The organism is Streptomyces sp. NPDC058289 (assembly GCF_042880975.1).
GTDB lineage: Bacteria > Actinomycetota > Actinomycetes > Streptomycetales > Streptomycetaceae > Streptomyces > Streptomyces stoeckheimensis.
In genome coordinates, this window is the sequence record NZ_JBHVYI010000012.1 from 113,839 (window position 1) to 127,439 (window position 13,601).

Annotated in this window: 16 protein-coding genes and 1 tRNA gene; 9 read left to right on the forward strand and 8 right to left on the reverse strand. The window is 69.4% G+C overall.

All coding sequences use genetic code 11. The features are described 5' to 3' along the window. The first annotated feature begins 144 nt into the window (after nt 1-144). Nucleotides 145-2,649, forward strand: a complete 2,505-nt coding sequence (locus ACFVX6_RS08945) for a transglycosylase domain-containing protein (protein ID WP_389689421.1) — start codon at nt 145-147, stop codon at nt 2,647-2,649. An 18-nt stretch (nt 2,650-2,667) separates the two neighbouring features. Here ACFVX6_RS08945 and ACFVX6_RS08950 read toward each other — a convergent pair whose 3' ends face one another. The 3 genes from ACFVX6_RS08950 to ACFVX6_RS08960 all read right to left on the reverse strand — a co-directional run bounded on the left by ACFVX6_RS08950 (nt 2,668) and on the right by ACFVX6_RS08960 (nt 3,925). Then, complete coding sequence (locus tag ACFVX6_RS08950) at nt 2,668-2,988, reverse strand: multidrug efflux SMR transporter (RefSeq protein ID WP_327306528.1); 321 nt, start codon at nt 2,986-2,988, stop codon at nt 2,668-2,670. A gap of 180 nt (nt 2,989-3,168) precedes the next feature. After that, on the reverse strand, nt 3,169-3,510 hold the full coding sequence (locus ACFVX6_RS08955) for a co-chaperone GroES (protein WP_250741151.1): 342 nt from the start codon (nt 3,508-3,510) through the stop codon (nt 3,169-3,171). Between the two features lie 46 nt (nt 3,511-3,556). Next, on the reverse strand, nt 3,557-3,925 hold the full coding sequence (locus ACFVX6_RS08960) for a DUF3618 domain-containing protein (RefSeq protein ID WP_389689423.1): 369 nt from the start codon (nt 3,923-3,925) through the stop codon (nt 3,557-3,559). 64 nt (nt 3,926-3,989) lie between these two features. Between ACFVX6_RS08960 and bcp the strand changes: the two genes are divergently transcribed. From bcp to ACFVX6_RS08980, 4 genes are all read left to right on the forward strand, one after another. Next, entirely contained in the window at nt 3,990-4,457 is a 468-nt protein-coding gene (gene bcp / locus ACFVX6_RS08965; protein WP_243337246.1) for a thioredoxin-dependent thiol peroxidase, read from the forward strand. A 144-nt stretch (nt 4,458-4,601) separates the two neighbouring features. Further along, the gene (locus ACFVX6_RS08970) at nt 4,602-5,243 is read left to right on the forward strand and encodes an HNH endonuclease signature motif containing protein (protein WP_389689425.1); all 642 of its coding nucleotides are present in this window, start codon (nt 4,602-4,604) and stop codon (nt 5,241-5,243) included. Further along, entirely contained in the window at nt 5,240-5,743 is a 504-nt protein-coding gene (locus ACFVX6_RS08975; protein WP_389689427.1) for an HNH endonuclease, read from the forward strand. The genes ACFVX6_RS08970 and ACFVX6_RS08975 overlap by 4 nt, the downstream gene beginning before the upstream one ends. A gap of 54 nt (nt 5,744-5,797) precedes the next feature. After that, a tRNA-Leu gene (locus tag ACFVX6_RS08980) sits at nt 5,798-5,880 on the forward strand. Nucleotides 5,881-5,942: 62 nt separating this feature from the next. Here the strand turns inward: ACFVX6_RS08980 and rdgB are convergent. The 4 genes from rdgB to ACFVX6_RS09000 all read right to left on the reverse strand — a co-directional run bounded on the left by rdgB (nt 5,943) and on the right by ACFVX6_RS09000 (nt 8,288). Then, nucleotides 5,943-6,572 (reverse strand): RdgB/HAM1 family non-canonical purine NTP pyrophosphatase, encoded by a 630-nt coding sequence (gene rdgB / locus ACFVX6_RS08985; RefSeq protein WP_389689429.1) that lies wholly within the window; start codon nt 6,570-6,572, stop codon nt 5,943-5,945. A gap of 40 nt (nt 6,573-6,612) precedes the next feature. Next, entirely contained in the window at nt 6,613-7,053 is a 441-nt protein-coding gene (locus tag ACFVX6_RS08990) for a hypothetical protein (RefSeq protein WP_389689431.1), read from the reverse strand. Nucleotides 7,054-7,127: 74 nt separating this feature from the next. Continuing rightward, entirely contained in the window at nt 7,128-7,859 is a 732-nt protein-coding gene (rph, locus tag ACFVX6_RS08995) for a ribonuclease PH (protein WP_250741140.1), read from the reverse strand. Nucleotides 7,860-7,991: 132 nt separating this feature from the next. After that, nucleotides 7,992-8,288 carry a PTS glucose/sucrose transporter subunit IIB gene (locus ACFVX6_RS09000; RefSeq protein WP_327306522.1) on the reverse strand — a complete coding sequence of 99 codons (297 nt, stop codon included), beginning with the start codon at nt 8,286-8,288 and terminating at the stop codon, nt 7,992-7,994. Nucleotides 8,289-8,506: 218 nt separating this feature from the next. Here ACFVX6_RS09000 and ACFVX6_RS09005 point away from each other — a divergent pair, with 218 nt between their 5' ends. Further along, a complete protein-coding gene (locus ACFVX6_RS09005) occupies nt 8,507-9,808 on the forward strand; it encodes a PTS transporter subunit EIIC (RefSeq protein ID WP_389689433.1) in 1,302 nt (433 codons plus the stop codon). Between the two features lie 342 nt (nt 9,809-10,150). Continuing rightward, complete coding sequence (locus tag ACFVX6_RS09010; RefSeq protein WP_389689435.1) at nt 10,151-11,422, forward strand: PTS transporter subunit EIIC; 1,272 nt, start codon at nt 10,151-10,153, stop codon at nt 11,420-11,422. A 100-nt stretch (nt 11,423-11,522) separates the two neighbouring features. Here ACFVX6_RS09010 and ACFVX6_RS09015 read toward each other — a convergent pair whose 3' ends face one another. Then, nucleotides 11,523-12,275: an MBL fold metallo-hydrolase gene (locus ACFVX6_RS09015; RefSeq protein ID WP_389689437.1), complete on the reverse strand. Its 753-nt coding sequence runs from the start codon at nt 12,273-12,275 to the stop codon at nt 11,523-11,525. A 249-nt stretch (nt 12,276-12,524) separates the two neighbouring features. Between ACFVX6_RS09015 and ACFVX6_RS09020 the strand changes: the two genes are divergently transcribed. Both ACFVX6_RS09020 and ACFVX6_RS09025 read left to right on the forward strand, forming a co-directional pair. Then, complete coding sequence (locus ACFVX6_RS09020) at nt 12,525-12,953, forward strand: hypothetical protein (RefSeq protein WP_389689439.1); 429 nt, start codon at nt 12,525-12,527, stop codon at nt 12,951-12,953. Nucleotides 12,954-12,997: 44 nt separating this feature from the next. Then, a complete protein-coding gene (locus ACFVX6_RS09025) occupies nt 12,998-13,285 on the forward strand; it encodes a DUF488 domain-containing protein (RefSeq protein ID WP_389689441.1) in 288 nt (95 codons plus the stop codon). Nucleotides 13,286-13,601: the final 316 nt, after the last annotated feature.

The following is a 13,601-nucleotide window of genomic DNA, read 5'->3' on the forward strand; positions in this document are numbered from 1 at the left end:
CGTCGGCCAAAGCGCGCGAGCTTAGTGCGGAGGGGCGATCCACGCGAACGAATTACGCCCGTCCGGAGCGGAACCGGCGGCCATCGGGTAGACAGCATGAGGTACAGATGTGGATATTTCGTACGGCGCCGAGGAGTCCCGGAGATGAGCGACCCGTCACCACCGCCCGGCTGGACGCCTCGCGATCCCGACACCCCCGACGGGCAGCAGGCTCCGGGCGCCGACGCGCGCCCGCCCTCCGGAGCGCCGACACCAGCCGAGGACGCGAAGGGCACAAAGGGAGCGAAGGGCGCGACGAAGGCGGAGAGACAGCAGGCGAAGGCGGCGAAGAAGGCCAAGCGCAAGCGCACCGGCTGGCGCCGGCTCCTCCCGACCTGGCGCATGGTCCTGGGCGCGTTCCTGCTCCTCGCCCTGCTCGTCTGCGGCGGCCTCGTGGCCGGCTACCTGCTGGTCCACATCCCGCCCGCCAACGCGGCCGCCACGGCGCAGTCCAACGTCTACCTCTACACCGACGGCACCCAGCTCGCCCGCGACGGCGAGGTCAACCGCGTCAACGTGCCGCTCTCCCAGATCCCCCTGACCGTCCAGGAGGCCGTACTGGCCGCCGAGGACCGCGACTTCCACTCCGAACGGGCCGTGGACCCCGCGGCGATGCTGCGCGCCGCCTGGAACACCGCGACCGGCAAGGGCACCCAGTCCGGATCGACGATCACCCAGCAGTACGTCAAGAACTACTACCTGGGCCAGGAACAGACGATCAAGCGGAAGGTGAAGGAGTTCTTCATCGCGATCAAACTTGGTCGTGAGAAGTCGAAGAACTACATCCTCGAGGGGTACCTCAACACCAGCTACTTCGGCCGCAACGCCTACGGCATCCAGGCCGCCGCCCAGGCCTATTACGGCAAGGACGTCGGCAAACTCACAACCGCCGAAGGCGCTTACCTCGCCACCCTCCTCAACTCCCCCAGCGCCTTCGACGTGGTCGCCCACCCCCAGGGCCGCGGCCGCGCCCTCGCCCGCTGGAACTACGTGCTCGACGGCATGGTCAAGAAGGGCTGGATGACCCCCGCCGAACGCGCGGCCACCCAGTTCCCCGAGCCCGGCAAGATCCGCCCGGCCTCCGGCCTCTCCGGACAGCGCGGCTACCTCGTCGAGGCCATCAAGGACTACATCGTCGAGAACAAGATCCTCGACGACAAGACCCTCGCCGAGGGCGGCTACCGCATCACCACCACCATCGACAAGGCCCGCCAGACCGCGATGGTCGACGCCGTCAACGACAAGATGGTCAGCAAGCTCGAACCCGACAAGCGCAAGGCGGACCGCGTCGTGCGCACCGGAGCCGTCTCCATGGACCCGGCCACCGGCAAGGTCGTCGCCCTGTACGGCGGCATCGACTACACCAAGCAGTACGTCAACAACGCCACCCGGCACGACTACCAAGTCGCCTCCACCTTCAAGCCGTTCGTCTTCGCCTCCGCCGTGCAGAACGACTCCCACACGCAGGACGGCCGCACGATCACCCCGTACACGATCTACAACGGCGACAACAAGCGGCGCGTCGTCGGCACCCGCATCCCCTACGCACCGGAGAACGAGGGGCAGGTCAGCTACGGCAGCATCACCGTCAACGCCGCCACCGACCTCTCCGTCAACACCGTCTTCGCCCAGATGGTCGTCGACGCCGGCACCGACAAGGTCAAGCAGACCGCCATCGCCCTCGGCATCCCCGAGAACACCCCGAACTTCGACCCGGGACCGGCCATGGCACTGGGCACCATGCAGGCCAGCGTCCTGGACATGACCCAGGCCTACGCGACCCTCGCCGACCACGGGCGCCACACCCCGCACACCTTCGTCGAGAAGATCACCAAGGCGGGGGACACCGTCCCGCTCCCGGCGCGCGACCCGGCCCAGGCCGTCAGCCGCGAAGCCGCCGACACCACCACGTCCATGCTGGTCAGCGTCGTGGACAACGGCACCGGCACGGCCGCCCTCGCCGCCGGCCACCCGGCCGCCGGCAAGACGGGCACCGGCGAACTGGACCGCTCGGCCTGGTTCGCGGCGTACACCCCGAACCTGGTCACGGTCGTCTCGATGATGGGCCAGGACCCGGACACCGGCGCCCTGGAATCCCTCTACGGGGCCCTGGGCGAGGCCCGCATCAGCGGCGGCGGCTACCCGGCCCGGATCTGGGCCCAGTACACGAAGACGGCCCTGGCGGACAGCGACCCCGTGGACTTCGACCTGGAACTCATGCCGGGCGCGAACCGACCCCCGCAGCCCCCGCCCGCGGAGCCGAACCCGAGCCAGTCCCAGGAGGAAACCCCGGGCGACCGCCCCTCGGGCCGGCCGAGCCGCCCGACGCGGACCCCGTCGACGGGCGGACAGACGAACGGGGGCCAGACGAACGGGGGCCAAACGAACGGGGGCCAGACCACGGGCGGACAGAACAACGGAGGCCAGACGAACGGGGGTCAGACCACCGGAGGCCAGACCACGAGCGGCCAAACCACCGGGGGTCAGACCACGGGCGGCCAAACCACCGGCGGTGAGACCACCGGAGGCCAGACCGACGGCGGCACCACGACGGGCACCCAAGGCGGCACCACCGAGGGCCTACGCCCACCGGCGGACCTACTGGAGTAACCCGACCAACCCAGCGACTCAGTGACCGGAGGTCGCCTTCAGCCCCACGACGGCGGCGAGCAGCAGGCAGATGAAGAAGATCCGGGCGGCGGTGACGGGCTCCCCCATGGCGACCATCCCGACCACCGCCGCACCGGCCGCGCCGATGCCGACCCACACGCCGTACGCCGTACCGATCGGCAGGGTCTTGACCGCGATCGACAGCAGCACCATGCTCGCCACGATGCCGGCGCCCGTGAAGACGCTCGGCCAGAGCCGGGTGAATCCATCGGTGAACTTCATGCCGATCGACCAAGCAACTTCGATCAGACCGGCGACGATGAGCAGAACCCAGGCCATGACGGGCACCTCCGGGACGAGAGCGGAACGGGGTGCGTCGTCTTGTCATGCAGCCATCGGCAACAGCGCGACAGCCACCCGGTACGGCGCGTCTCGTCGGGGGTTCCCCACCACCGTAGCAAAACCGAACGAAAAGGGCCGGTGACGAGGGTCACCGGCCCTTTTCCCAGATCTCGAGGGCTAGAGATAGAGCCCCGTGGAGTCTTCCGACCCCAGCCGCTCGGCGGCCACGGCGTGCAGGTCCCGCTCCCGCATCAGCAGGTACGTCGCCCCGCGCACCTCCACCTCGGCCCGCTCCTCGGGGTCGTACAGCACCCGGTCCCCCGGCTCGACCGTCCGTACGTTCTGCCCGACCGCGACCACCTCGGCCCAGGCCAGCCGCTTGCCCACCGCGGCCGTCGCCGGAATCAGGATGCCGCCGCCCGAGCGGCGCTCACCCTCCGGCGAATCGGATTTCACGAGCACGCGGTCGTGCAGCATGCGGATGGGCAGCTTGTCGTGGGTGGTGGTGTTCTCGCTCACGCCCCGAACCTACCCGCCCACACCCGTCCCGCACCCCGCAGGGTCATCAGCGCTTGCGCCGCGCCGACACCACCAGCAGGCCCACGACACCGGCCGCGAGCAGCGCGACCGGCACGATCCGCTCGACGCGCGGGGCACCGTCGTCGTGACGCAGCCCGTCACGGGCATCGGTGACGAGGCGGTTCACCGTCGCCACGGCGCGGCCGACGACGTGGTCGACGTTGCTGACCACCTTCGCCTTGGCGTCCCCGACGATCGTCTTGGGGTGCATTCGCACCCCGATCTCGTCGAGCGCCTCGGCGAGCTGCTCGCGGCGGCGGACGATGTCCGCCTCGATCTGTGCGGGGGTCCTGGCTTCCGGCACCGCGCTGCCTCCGTCGTCGTGGTCGGTCCCTTGGCGGGCGTAGCCCACCATGAACAGTCTGTCAGCAGCTTAGTCTCGACACCGTACCGATCCCCTCTTGAGGAGACTGTTGAGAATGAGCGAGCGACTTGAGCCGGGCGACATCGCCCCCGCCTTCACCCTGCCCGACGCGGACGGCAACGAGATCTCGCTCGCCGACCACAAGGGCCGCAAGGTCATCGTGTACTTCTACCCGACGGCCCTGACGCCGGGCTGCACCAAGCAGGCCTGCGACTTCACGGACAACCTGGCCGTCCTGGCCACGGCCGGCTACGACGTCATCGGCGTCTCCCCGGACAAGCCGGAGAAGCTGGCGAAGTTCCGCGAGCAGGAGCACCTGAAGGTCACCCTGGTCAGCGACCCGGAGAAGGAGACCCTGACGGCGTACGGCGCGTACGGCGAGAAGAAGCTGTACGGCAAGACCGTCACCGGGGTCATCCGCTCCACGGTGATCGTCGACGAGGAGGGCAAGGTCGAACGCGCCCTCTACAACGTCAAGGCCACGGGCCACGTAGCCAAGATCATCAAGGACCTGGGCATCTGATCCCGCCCCTCCTTCCGGAACGGCCCGCACCCCACAAACGGTGCGGGCCGTTCCGCTTATCGGACGAAATCTGCCGTAACCGTCCGACTATCGGTCGTTACTCCATGCGAGGGCCGCACATGCAGCCGGGAATTGGAGGGGCCGATGCCGATCAGCCCGTACACGAGGGAACGCCTCACGGAGGCGGCGGAAGGGTCCCGGACGCTGTCCGAGGCACTAGAGAGGTTGGGGGTGGACCCGAAGAGTCCGACGAGGCGGTACCTGCATGACCGCATGCGGAAACTGGGCGTGGACGTCTCACACTTCGAGCGGGAGGAGGCCCTCAAGTGGACGAAGGAGATCCTGGCAGAGGCCGTCGCCGCATCCACGAACATGTGCGAGGTACTGAGGCGCCTCGGCCTCGAAGTCGTCGGCGGCCACCACACCCACATCAGCCGGCGAGTGAAGGCGTTCGACATAGACACCTCTCACTTCACACTGCCTTCTACGGCGGGGCGCCCCAAGGCCCGGCGCACACCAGAATCAATCCTGGTCAGGCAGGACGGCAGCGACGCCCGCCGAATGCAGAGCGAGCACCTCAAGTCCGCGCTGGCCTCGCTCGGGGTTCCCGAGCTGTGCGCGATGTGCGGCATCGAGCCGACCTGGCAGGGTTACCCGCTGTCGCTGGAGGTGGACCACATCGACGGCGACTGGCACAACAACCAGCAGGACAACCTGCGGCTGGTCTGCCCCAACTGCCACTCCACGACGGACACGTACCGCGGGCGCGCCAAGAGGCGCGGGTGAGCGACTTGAAGCGACGGAGCTACGTCAGATGCGTCAAGCCGGACGGACCCACTCTGCGTGACGCGGTCGCGTCATCACACTCTCTGGCCGAGACCCTGCGGCGCCTCAGCAAGCCTGTGTCCGGCAGCCACCACAAATCGCTCAAACAATGGATCGACGAGGACAACCTCTCGACAGCCCACTTCCTCGGGCAGGCCCATCAACGCGGCAAGAAGGGTCCCACGCCGGTGAAGACCGCCGAGGATATCCTCGTGAAGCACGATGGGCAGCGCCGCACCCGCACCCAACTCCTGCGGCGCGCGATGCGGGAGATAGGCGTCCCGGAGTGTTGCGACATGTGCGGGACAGAGCCCAGGTGGCTCGGGCAGCCCATGACTCTGGAGGTCGACCACATCAACGGTGACTGGAGCGACGACCGCGCGACAAACCTCCGGCTGCTATGCCCGAACTGTCACGCCGTCACCAGCACCTGGTGCCGCGGAGGCCGTCGCCACCGGTAGAGCGCCGAATCTCGGCCCGCAAAGCGCCGCGTTCCGGCTAGGATTGTGGCGCGCGCGGCCGTTGCTGAACGGTATAAGCGGAGGCTTTAGGTGCCTCTGGACGAAAGTCCATGTGGGTTCGAATCCCATCGGCCGCACGGTCATGGAATCGAAGGCCCGGCTCTGAGAGCCGGGCCTTCGGCGTGTGACGCGGCCGGGCTCAGCCCAGCAGTTCCCGAACCACCGGGACCAGGGCGCGGAAGGCCTGGCCTCGGTGGGAGATGGCGTTCTTTTCCGACGGGGTGAGTTCCGCGCAGGTGCGGGTGTCGCCGACCGGCTGGAGGATCGGGTCGTAGCCGAAGCCGCCCGTGCCCGACGGGGTGTGGCGGAGGGTGCCCAGGAGGCGGCCTTCGACCACGCGTTCCGTGCCGTCCGGGAGGGCGAGGGCGGCGGCGCAGAAGAAGTGGGCGCCGCGGTGGGCGTCGTCGATGTCGCCGAGCTGGGCCAGGAGCAGGTCCAGGTTCGCCTTGTCGTCGCCGTGGGTGCCGGCCCAGCGGGCCGAGAAGATGCCCGGGGCGCCGTTCAGGACGTCCACGCAGAGGCCCGAGTCGTCGGCGACGGCCGGCAGGCCGGTGGCCTGGGCGAGCGCGTGCGCCTTGAGCAGGGCGTTCTCGGCGAAGGTGACGCCGGTTTCCTTGACGTCCGGGATCTCCGGGTACGCGTCCGCGCCGACCAGCTCGTGCGGCAGGCCGGCAGCGGACAGGATGGCGCGGAGTTCGGTGACCTTGCCCGCGTTGCGCGTGGCGAGGATCAGGCGGCTGGGGGAGTTCGGCGTGGGCGTCGAGGTCATGGCGTCATTATCCCGGGCCGCGCGCCGGCCCCGGCCGGGGTCAGCCCGGGGTGCAGACCTTCGAGATCTCCTTCGCCGCGTCCGCGACCGGCGTGACGTCGGGGGTCGTGGTGCCGCTCTCGATGGAGGTGCGGACGTTCTGGACGGCCGTGTTCATCGAGGAGATGGCCTTGCTCAGGTCGGCGTTGTCCGTCTGGTCGCCGACCTTCTTGAGGTTGGCCTCGATCGTGTTGAGCGCGTTCTGGGCGTCCTGCGGGCTGTTGCCGGCCTGCGAGACCGCCTGCTGGAGGTCGTTCGCGCCGTCCGTGATGGCGACGGCGGTGCTCGCGCAGTCCATCGCCGTCGAGATCGCGTCGCAGGAGGTGATCGCGGGTATGGCGAGAGCTGCCGTCAGGGCAACGGCTGCCAGGCGGTACTTCGACTTCACTTCGGCCCCCAGGAGGATGGTGTGGATGCAGACGTGCGGGTTACGCAGATACATGGACGGGTGCACGGCTTCGACGCCGTGCACCCGTATCCCGAGAGACGCGCGGACGGGCCGCGCGGTTGCCGGCCCTAGAGCGTGAGCTCCAGGGCGCCGAGCTGGAGGGCTTCCAGGTCGGCGCAGCCGCCGGCGGCCAGGTCGAGGAGGGCGTTGAGTTCCTTGCGGTCGAAGGGCTCGCCCTCGGCCGTGCCCTGGACCTCGACGAAGCGGCCGTCGCCGGTGCAGACCACGTTCATGTCGGTCTCGGCGCGCACGTCCTCCTCGTAGCAGAGGTCGAGGAGCGGGACGCCGTCGACGATGCCGACGCTGACGGCGGCGACGGTGCCGGTCAGGGGCTTGCGGCCGGCCTTGATGAGCTTCTTGCCCTGGCCCCAGGAGATGGCGTCGGCCAGGGCCACGTAGGCGCCGGTGATGGCCGCGGTGCGGGTTCCTCCGTCGGCCTGGAGGACGTCGCAGTCCAGGACGATGGTGTTCTCGCCGAGGGCCTTGTAGTCGATGACGGCGCGCAGCGAGCGGCCGATCAGGCGGGAGATCTCGTGGGTGCGGCCGCCGATCTTGCCGCGTACGGACTCGCGGTCGCCACGGGTGTTCGTGGCGCGGGGCAGCATCGAGTACTCGGAGGTGACCCAGCCTTCGCCGCTGCCCTTGCGCCAGCGCGGGACGCCTTCGCTGAAGGAGGCGGTGCAGAAGACCTTGGTGTCTCCGAAGGAGACGAGGACGGAGCCCTCTGCGTGCTTGCTCCATCCGCGTTCGATGGTGACCGGGCGGAGCTGTTCGGGCGTACGACCGTCGATGCGAGACATGGCACCGAGCCTAGCCGGTGCGGGCCCCGGCCCATGTCGCTGCGAGAAGACCCCGTCCGGGTGCGTCCGGTCGGGGTCCTGTCGTACGTACGGGTGCGCGCGGGGGCGCGTGTGCGAGCCGGTGGGCTCAGCTCACATCATGTCTTCGATGTCGGCGGCGATCGGGTCGGCGTCGGTGCCGATGACGACCTGGATCGCGGTGCCCATCTTGACGACGCCGTGGGCGCCGGCGGCCTTCAGCGCGGCCTCGTCGACCTTGCTCGGGTCGATGACCTCGGTGCGCAGGCGGGTGATGCAGCCCTCGACCTCTTCGATGTTCTCGATGCCGCCGAGCCCGGCGACGATCTTCTCAGCCTTGGTGGCCATGTGTTTCTCCCTGAGTTCTACGAAGAACGAGTCCGACTGACATCCGGCGCCCGGCGTCTGCACGCCTGCCGCCCGACCGACCAACCAAGGTGGTCCGCTGCGTCACGGTAACCCACGATTGGCCCAGCTACGCGGGCACATGCCCGGTATCTACCGAATGATGATGATCAGCACCAACCTGCCCTCAAGGCGGGTGAAATGCGACCGCAACACAAGTGGTCTACACCAGTGTGCCGCAAGTGTCGCGACTGCCAAAAACGGGCCGGTCAGGGAGGACGCGGATGAGCGCGAGCAGCGCCGCAGCAGTGCCACAGCCGAAGTGGTGGAACGGCATGTTCCAAGGGCTGCAGAAGATGGGCCGGAGCCTGCAACTGCCGATCGCCGTGCTGCCGGCGGCCGGCATCCTGAACCGGCTGGGCCAGGACGACGTGTTCGGCAAGGACGGCCTGGGCTGGACGAACGTCGCCAAGGTGATGGCCTCCGCGGGCGGCGCCCTGCTCAACGCCGACCTCGGTCTGCCGCTGCTCTTCTGCATCGGCGTCGCGATCGGCATGGCCAAGAAGGCGGACGGCTCGACCGCGCTCGCGGCGGTGGTGGGCTTCCTCGTCTACCGGAGCGTGCTGCGCGCCTTCCCCAAGGCCTGCCCGGACGGGACCACGGACATCGGGGGCGGCTGCCTGGGGCCCGACCAGACCCTCGCCGAGTACACCTTCCAGAACCCGGGGGTGTTCGGCGGCATCATCATGGGCCTGCTGGCCTCTTGGTTCTGGCAGCGCTACCACCGGGTCAAGCTGGTGGACTGGCTGGGCTTCTTCAACGGCCGCCGCTTGGTCCCGATCATCATGACCTTCGTGGCGATCGCCTTCGCCGTGCTCTGCCTGTGGATCTGGCCGCCCATCGGCAACGCGCTGGAGAGCTTCTCGGACTGGCTGGTGGGTCTGGGTTCGGTGGGCGCCGGCATCTTCGGCATCGCGAACCGCGCCCTGCTGGTGATCGGTCTGCACCAGTTCCTGAACGTGCCGGTGTGGTTCCAGTTCGGCAGCTACACCAAGCCGGACGGACAGACGGTCCACGGCGACATCCCGATGTTCCTCGCGGGCGACCCGAGCGCGGGACAGTTCACCACCGGCTTCTTCCCGATCATGATGTTCGCCCTCCCGGCGGCGGCGCTGGCGATCACGCACTGCGCGAAGCCGGCCCGGCGCAAGGAGGTCGGCGGCCTGATGCTGTCGGTCGGCCTGACCTCGTTCGTCACCGGCATCACCGAGCCGCTGGAGTACTCGTTCCTCTTCCTGGCGCCGGCGCTGTACGCCGTGCACGCGGTGCTGACGGGCGTGTCGATGGCGGTGACCTGGGCGTTCGGGGTCAAGGACGGCTTCAGCTTCTCGGCGGGCCTGATCGACTACCTCATCAACTGGAGCCTGGCGACGAAGCCCTGGATGATCATTCCGATCGGACTCTGCTTCGCGGTCGTCTACTACGGCATCTTCCGCTTCGCGATCAGCAAGTGGGACATCAAGACGCCCGGCCGGGAGTCCGACGAGGAGATCGCAGTGATGCAGGCGGAGAACACCAAGGCATGACCCGGGGGCGCAAGTCCGCCCCCGGGGCGGGCGAACGCCCCTGGGGCGGCCCGCCGAACGGACCGCCACGGGGCCGCCGGAAGCCCCGCTCGAACCACCCGACGGCACACGAGGCCTTCGGACCCACAGGGTCCGAAGGCCTTTGTCATGTATGCCCAACTGTGTCCTCCCCCACGGAAATGACGGGTTCCTTACGCAGACCTCACCGTGCTACAACTGGTCTACACCACTGAGTGGTGTAGACCACGTGGGCCTTTCGGCCCCGGGGTCCCCCGTTCCGAGACGCTGCCAATCCCCCGTTTTTCCACGTCCTGGCAGAGCCTTGTCCACTGGAGGAAGACCATGTCCACAGCCGCAGCTGCGGAAAAGAAGAAGGGCGCTGGCGTGATGGCCGTCATGCAGCGCATCGGCCGGAGCCTCATGCTCCCCGTTGCGGTGCTGCCTGCCGGCGCGCTCCTGCTCCGCCTGGGCGCGGACGACATGCTCGGCGACAAGGACGTCTTCCCGACGTTCGTCCTCAAGATCGCCGGTTACATGGCCGCCGGTGGTGGCGCGATCCTCGGCAACATGGCGCTGCTGTTCGCCGTCGGCATCGCGATCGGCTTCGCCAAGAAGTCGGACGGTTCGACCGCCCTCGCCGCCGTCACCGGTTACCTGGTCTTCCAGAAGGTGCTCGGCACCTTCACGGACAGCAACCTGCCGAAGGTCGAGAAGGTCGTCAACCACCAGGTCGCCCTGGTGGACGCCACCGTCGACGCCGGTGTGCTCGGCGGTGTCGTGATGGGTGTCATAGCCGCCCTGCTCTACCAGAAGTTCTACCGGACCAAGCTGCCGGACTGGGCGGGCTTCTTCGGCGGCCGCCGCCTGGTCCCGATCCTCTCCGCCTTCGCGGGTCTGGTCATGGGCATCGTCTTCGGTCTCATCTGGCCGGTTCTCGGCACGGGTCTGCACAACTTCGGTGAGTGGCTCGTCGGTTCCGGCTCCGTCGGCGCGGGCATCTTCGGTGTCGCCAACCGTGCGCTGATCCCGATCGGCATGCACCACCTGCTGAACTCCTTCCCGTGGTTCCAGGCCGGCTCCTTCGAGACCCCGACCGGTGCCGTCCACGGTGACATCGGCCGCTTCCTCGCCGGTGACCCGACCGCCGGACAGTTCATGACCGGCTTCTTCCCGATCATGATGTTCGCCCTCCCGGCGGCCTGCCTCGCGATCGTCCACTGCGCGCGCCCCGAGCGCCGCAAGGTCGTCGGCGGCATGATGCTCTCCCTCGCGCTCACCGCCTTCGTGACCGGTGTGACCGAGCCCATCGAGTTCACCTTCATGTTCATCGCCCCGGTCCTCTACGCGATCCACGCGGTCCTGACCGGCGTCTCCCTGGCGCTGACCTGGGCCCTGGGCATGCGTGACGGCTTCGGCTTCTCCGCCGGCGCGGTCGACTTCGTCCTGAACCTCGGCATCGCGAACAACCCGTGGGGCCTGGTCGGCATCGGCCTCTGCTTCGCGGTCGTCTATTACTTCGTCTTCCGCTTCGCCATCACCAAGTGGAACCTGCCGACGCCGGGCCGCGAGTCCGACGAGGAGCTCGCCGAGCTGCTCAAGGCCGAGGCCAAGTAAGCACGTAGGTCCGTACCGCACGCAGGTACGCACGAAGCCCCCGCTCTCCCGGAAGGGAGGGCGGGGGCTTTCGTGTGTGCAGCCGCATCCGGCCGGACGGTCAGACCTCGTACACCGCGCCCGTGTACGCCAGCTCGACCGGGCCCTCGTAGACCGCGCGGGCGTCGGCCAGGTTGCGTTCGGCGTCCGTCCACGGCGGGATGTGGGTCAGGACGAGCCGGCCGGCGCGGCCGTCGCGGGCGAACTCTCCGGCCTCGCGCCCGTTGAGGTGGAGGTCCGGGATGTCCTCCTTGCCGTGCGTGAAGGAGGCCTCGCACAGGAAGAGGTCGGTGTCCTCGGCGAGCAGGCCCAGCTCGGGGCAGACGCCGGTGTCACCGGAGTACGTCAGCGAGCGGCCGCCGTGCTCGACGCGGATCCCGTAGGACTCGACCGGGTGGGAGACCTTCTCGGTGCGGACCTGGAACGGGCCGATCTCGAAGGTGCCGGACTTCAGGGTCCGGAAGTCGAAGACCTCGCTCATGGAGCGCTCGTCGGGGACGTCCTCGTAGGCGGTGGACAGTCGCTTCTCGGTGCCCTCGGGGCCGTAGACGGGGATGGTGCCGCAGCGGCCGCCCTCGTGGCGGTAGAAGCGGGCGACGAAGTACGCGCACATGTCGATGCAGTGATCGGCGTGCAGGTGGCTGAGGAAGATCGCGTCGAGATCGTAGAGCCCGATGTGGCGCTGGAGCTCGCCGAGGGAGCCGTTGCCCATGTCGAGGAGCAGCCGGAAGCCGTCGGCCTCGACGAGGTAGCTCGAACAGGCCGATTCCGCGGACGGGAACGAGCCCGAACAGCCGACGACGGTGAGCTTCATGGAGCGTGAACCTCCGTGGACGGTCCGTGGACGGAATGCGGGCCGTGCGTGGGTCGAGCGTAAGGCGCGAAACGTCCGGTCGCTCCTCCGCGGCAGGCCGTTGTGGGGCGAATCACCTGAGCTGTCACCCGGGGGAGCGACGGGGCGGAGCCGCGTTGCCGTGCGGGTGCGCTGCCGCCACGGTGCGGCGCGGTGCGGTGGGCGTGCCGCTGCCGTGCCGGGGGCGCCGGGCAGGGCTACGGTCGGAGTATGGACACGTCCTGGTGGCCGGCCGTCGCCGCGGTGCTGGTCGTGATCCTGCTGGTGCTCCTCCCCCGGCGGGCGCGGCGGGTGCGGCGGGCCGCGGATCCGCCGCACGGACCCGGACCGCTGCCGCGGCCGGAGGCCGGTGAGCTGTGGTCCCTGGAGGACGGGCGGGCCGTCCTGGTGCTGGGCGTACGGGGCCACCGGGCGCGGATCGCGCGGATCACCGGGAAGTACGACGACCGGAGCGCCGGGGTGATCCCGCTGCCGCCGGGGGTGGTGGGGGCGCGGGGCGGGTTCCTGGAGGCGGACCGGGTGGTGGAGGTGTCGGTATGGGAGTTCGCGAGGGCGCGACCGCTGGGGACGGTGGATCCGGCGGTGTGGGACGAGGTGAAGGGGCTCGGGGGGCTCGGGGGACCCGGGTCGTCCGGCTGAAGCGGGTCTACGATCCCCCGGAACCGGAGCTGGACGGGGTCAGGGTGCTCGTGGACCGGCTGTGGCCGCGCGGGTTGTCGAAGGAGGCGGCGGGGGTCGACGAGTGGGCGAAGGCCGTTGCCCCGTCGGGGGAGCTGCGGAAGTGGTTCCACGCGGGTGGGTCGGTGGCGGAGTTCCGGGAGCGGTACGCGGTGGAGCTTCGCTCGGAGGAGGCGGGGGCGGAGCTGTCTCGGCTGCGTGCCGTGGCTGCGGCCGAGCCGGTCACGCTGTTGACTGCCGTCAAGGATCCGGGGGCGAGTCATGCGGGGGTGCTGGCCGCACTGTTGGCCTGACCCGTCTGGGCTGCCTGCCGGGGTGCGGCCGCGGGGGTGCCGCGGCCCGGCTGCGGGTGCCCCCGCCGGGGTGCCGCTTCGCGGGGCTGTCCCCTACCCGCCCTTCCACCGTTCCCAGGGCTCCGCCCTGACCCGGTCCTCAAGCGCCGGACGGGCTGGAGGGGTACCGGGCTGCGCCCGGACCCCCTGGGGCCCGCCCCGGACCCCGGTCCTCAAACGCCGGACGGCTGAATTGGCTGCGCCCGGTGCTCGCACGCCGGACGGCTGAATTGGCTGCGCCCGGAATGCCGGAGGGGCTGGACCGCCCCCTGGGCTG